Origin of the sequence: Mesorhizobium sp. M7A.F.Ca.CA.002.09.1.1 (assembly GCF_003998555.1) — a bacterium.
In the GTDB taxonomy this organism is placed as follows: domain Bacteria; phylum Pseudomonadota; class Alphaproteobacteria; order Rhizobiales; family Rhizobiaceae; genus Mesorhizobium; species Mesorhizobium ciceri.
On sequence record NZ_RZRR01000718.1, the window covers coordinates 1 to 2,959 of the forward strand.

The following is a 2,959-nucleotide window of genomic DNA, read 5'->3' on the forward strand; positions in this document are numbered from 1 at the left end:
GTTATCTGCCGTGCAAGCTGCTCCGGTATCTTTTCCAGCACCAAGGAGAAGGCGCCAGCTTCAGTTACCGCCCTGGCGTCGCGCCTGATCCGCTCTGCATCGGCTCCCCGGCCCTGCACACGATAGCCTCCAAACGTGTTTACCGCCTGCGGCGTCAGGCCCACATGGGCCATGACAGGTACGCCGCGCGCGGTAAGGAAGCGGATGGTTTCCGCGATGGTCTCGCCGCCCTCGATCTTTACCGCTGAACAACCGGTCTCACCCATCACGCGCGCAGCGTTGCCGAAAGCGTGCTCTGGGCTTTCCTCGTAGGAACCGAAGGGCAGGTCGACGACCATCAGCGCGTGTTCAAGGCCGCGGCGAACGGCCTGTCCGTGCATGATCATCATGTCGAGCGTGACCCCCAGCGTCGACGACAGGCCGTGCAGCACCATGCCGACGCTGTCGCCGACAAGAACGATGTCGCAGTGGCGATCGAGCAGCCTCGCGACCGGCGTGGTGTAGGCCGTCAAGCATACAAGTGGCGTCTGGCCTTTTCGCGATCGAATATCTGGAGGAGTCATCCCTTTTATCTCACCAGCCGCGCTCAACCGAGGCCCCTTCCCTTACGTTACCAACAGCGGGTGTCGCGTTTGGCATATTTTTGTGCGACTGCGAAGAGCTAAAAACAGCGCTTGAGTACTCCGGTGTTGACGTGCTGGCTTCCAAGGTTACATTCAATCGATTAAGGCGCTCCGTTGGGCCAACCCGCTTTCGCAAACATGGATCCTCAGACAAGAAGAACCAAGAAAGGCAAAGCCGCCGTCAAAGCTGACGAAGCCAAAGTGGACCTGACTGCCGTCGTGGTCGCCGTAAACGACAGTGAGCCCTGTGTCCTCACAGTCGGTCATGCGGACACCCTCCCTTCTGGACCTTTTGCCCTTGAGCATCGATCACTGCAGTCGGGTTTGAGGGGGTGGGTGGAGCAGCAGACCGGCCATGCACTTGGATACATCGAGCAACTCTACACCTTCGCCGATCGCGATCGCATCGGCACTGAGCGCCACCAGCGCGTCATCTCAATCAGCTATCTCGCATTGACCAGGAAGGAACAGGCAACGAACTCGGCCGCGTGCGGCTGGCAAAGTTGGTACGAATATTTTCCCTGGGAGGACCACCGCTTCGGCACGCCGCCTGTGCTGCTCGATAGATTGCGGCCCCGCCTGATTGAGTGGGCCGGCGGCGCCAGCGAGCCGACCACTCAACGCGAGCGCCGGCAGCGCGCTGCGATAGCCTTCGGCTTCGACGACCGCCATTGGAACGAGGAACTCACGCTCCAACGCTACGAGTTGCTCTATGAAGCTGCTCTGATTGAGGAGGCCGGTGGCGGCAGGGACGCGATTGCGGCCGCGGCTGGCAAACCAATGGTCGCTGACCACCGTCGTATTCTGGCAACCGGGATCGCGCGGCTGCGTTCGAAGATCAAATACCGGCCGGTCGTGTTCGAGCTTATGCGGCCTTCCTTCACGCTGCTGCAACTGCAGCGAACCGTGGAAGCTTTGGCTGGCAGGCTGATCAACAAGCCGAACTTCCGGAGATTGGTCGAGCAGCAGGAACTTGTTGAGGAGACCGGGGAGACCTCCCTCGACACGGGCGGCCGACCGGCGAAGCTTTATCGCTTCCGGCATGCCGTCCTCGACGACAGGGCTATCGCCGGGACAAAATTACCGCTGGCGCGGGCTTGACATACTTATAGTCAAGGTAGATATATTCCCTTATTGTCAAACCGAATATAATCGAGGCGCCAATGACTGGGGCGTTACCTATGGCTGCGTCCTTGTATGAGCGTGTCCGGCGGGTGATCCCACCCGTTGAATGGCCCGCGTTCGCCGGCGATATTGAAGCCATCTTAGCGCTGAAGCGTGAGCGCAATGCGGTGGTGCTGGCGCACAATTACCAGACGCCCGAAATTTTTCATTGCGTGGCAGACATCGTCGGCGACAGCCTGGCGTTGGCCCACAAGGCGGTGACGGTCGACGCCGACATCATCGTGGTTGCCGGCGTTCATTTCATGGCCGAGACGGCAAAACTGCTCAATCCGAACAAGACCGTGCTCATCCCGGATCTCCGCGCCGGCTGCTCGCTGGCCGAATCGATCACGGCAAACGACGTGCGGCTAATGCGGCTGCGGTATCCGGGGGTCCCCGTTGTTACTTACGTCAACACTTCCGCCGCCGTAAAAGCGGAGTCCGACATCTGCTGCACGTCCGGCAACGCCAAGGCGGTGGTGGAATCGCTTGGCGTGGCGCGTGTGCTGATGCTCCCGGACGAATATCTGGCGAGGAACGTGGCAGCCGATACAGACGTCGAGATCATCGCCTGGAAAGGCCATTGCGAGGTGCATGAGCGCTTCACCGCAGCAGACATCCGGGAACTGCGCGATGCCCATCCAGGCGTCATCGTGCTGGCCCATCCAGAATGCCCACCAGACGTTGTCGCGGAGGCGGAGTTCTCCGGCTCGACCGCGGCGATGTCGGATTATGTCGAGCGTGAGAAACCGAAGCGTGTCGTCCTTCTGACCGAATGTTCGATGAGCGACAACGTCGCGGTCGCGCATCCCGACGTCGAGTTCGTTCGCCCATGCAATCTGTGCCCGCACATGAAGCGCATCAACCTGGCCAACATTCGCGCCGCACTCGAGCAGAACCGGCATGAGGTCCGGATTGATCCCGAAATTGCCGGCCCCGCCCGCCGCGCGGTCGAGCGCATGCTTTCCCTATGAGTCTGGAGGTTCGCGAAATCGCGGGGGCGCCGGTCGTCATCGGCGGCGGCATTGCCGGCCTGATGACGGCGCTTCATCTGGCGCCGGAACCGGTCGTGCTTTTGACCAACGCGCCGCTTGGAACCGGAGCCTGCAGTGAACTTGCCCAGGGCGGTCTTGCGGCAAGTCTCGGGGGCGACGACGGCCCAGATTTTCACC

General features: G+C 61.1%; 4 protein-coding genes. 3 read left to right on the forward strand and 1 reads right to left on the reverse strand.

What is annotated here, in order from left to right; genetic code table 11:
* Positions 1–590, reverse strand: a 590-nt coding sequence (gene panB, locus EN994_RS25035) for a 3-methyl-2-oxobutanoate hydroxymethyltransferase (RefSeq protein ID WP_127307890.1), incomplete at its 3' end; no start/stop codon positions are given.
* 171 nt (positions 591–761) lie between these two features.
* Between panB and EN994_RS25040 the strand changes: the two genes are divergently transcribed.
* The 3 genes from EN994_RS25040 to EN994_RS25050 form a co-directional block, all read left to right on the forward strand.
* Positions 762–1,724: a membrane protein gene (locus tag EN994_RS25040; RefSeq protein WP_024505567.1), complete on the forward strand. Its 963-nt coding sequence runs from the start codon at positions 762–764 to the stop codon at positions 1,722–1,724.
* 62 nt (positions 1,725–1,786) lie between these two features.
* Positions 1,787–2,761, forward strand: coding sequence for a quinolinate synthase NadA (gene nadA, locus EN994_RS25045; protein ID WP_063169250.1), 975 nt, complete (start codon positions 1,787–1,789; stop codon positions 2,759–2,761).
* Positions 2,758–2,959 (forward strand): FAD-dependent oxidoreductase (locus tag EN994_RS25050; RefSeq protein WP_127307891.1); only part of this gene is annotated, 202 nt, incomplete at its 3' end. The genes nadA and EN994_RS25050, both read left to right, overlap by 4 nt.

Bases quoted from the DNA above. Each gene is read 5' to 3' on its own strand.
- EN994_RS25040 (WP_024505567.1), top strand. From the start codon at position 762: ATGGATCCTCAGACAAGAAGAACCAAGAAAGGCAAAGCCGCCGTCAAA.
- nadA (WP_063169250.1), top strand. From the start codon at position 1,787: ATGACTGGGGCGTTACCTATGGCTGCGTCCTTGTATGAGCGTGTCCGG.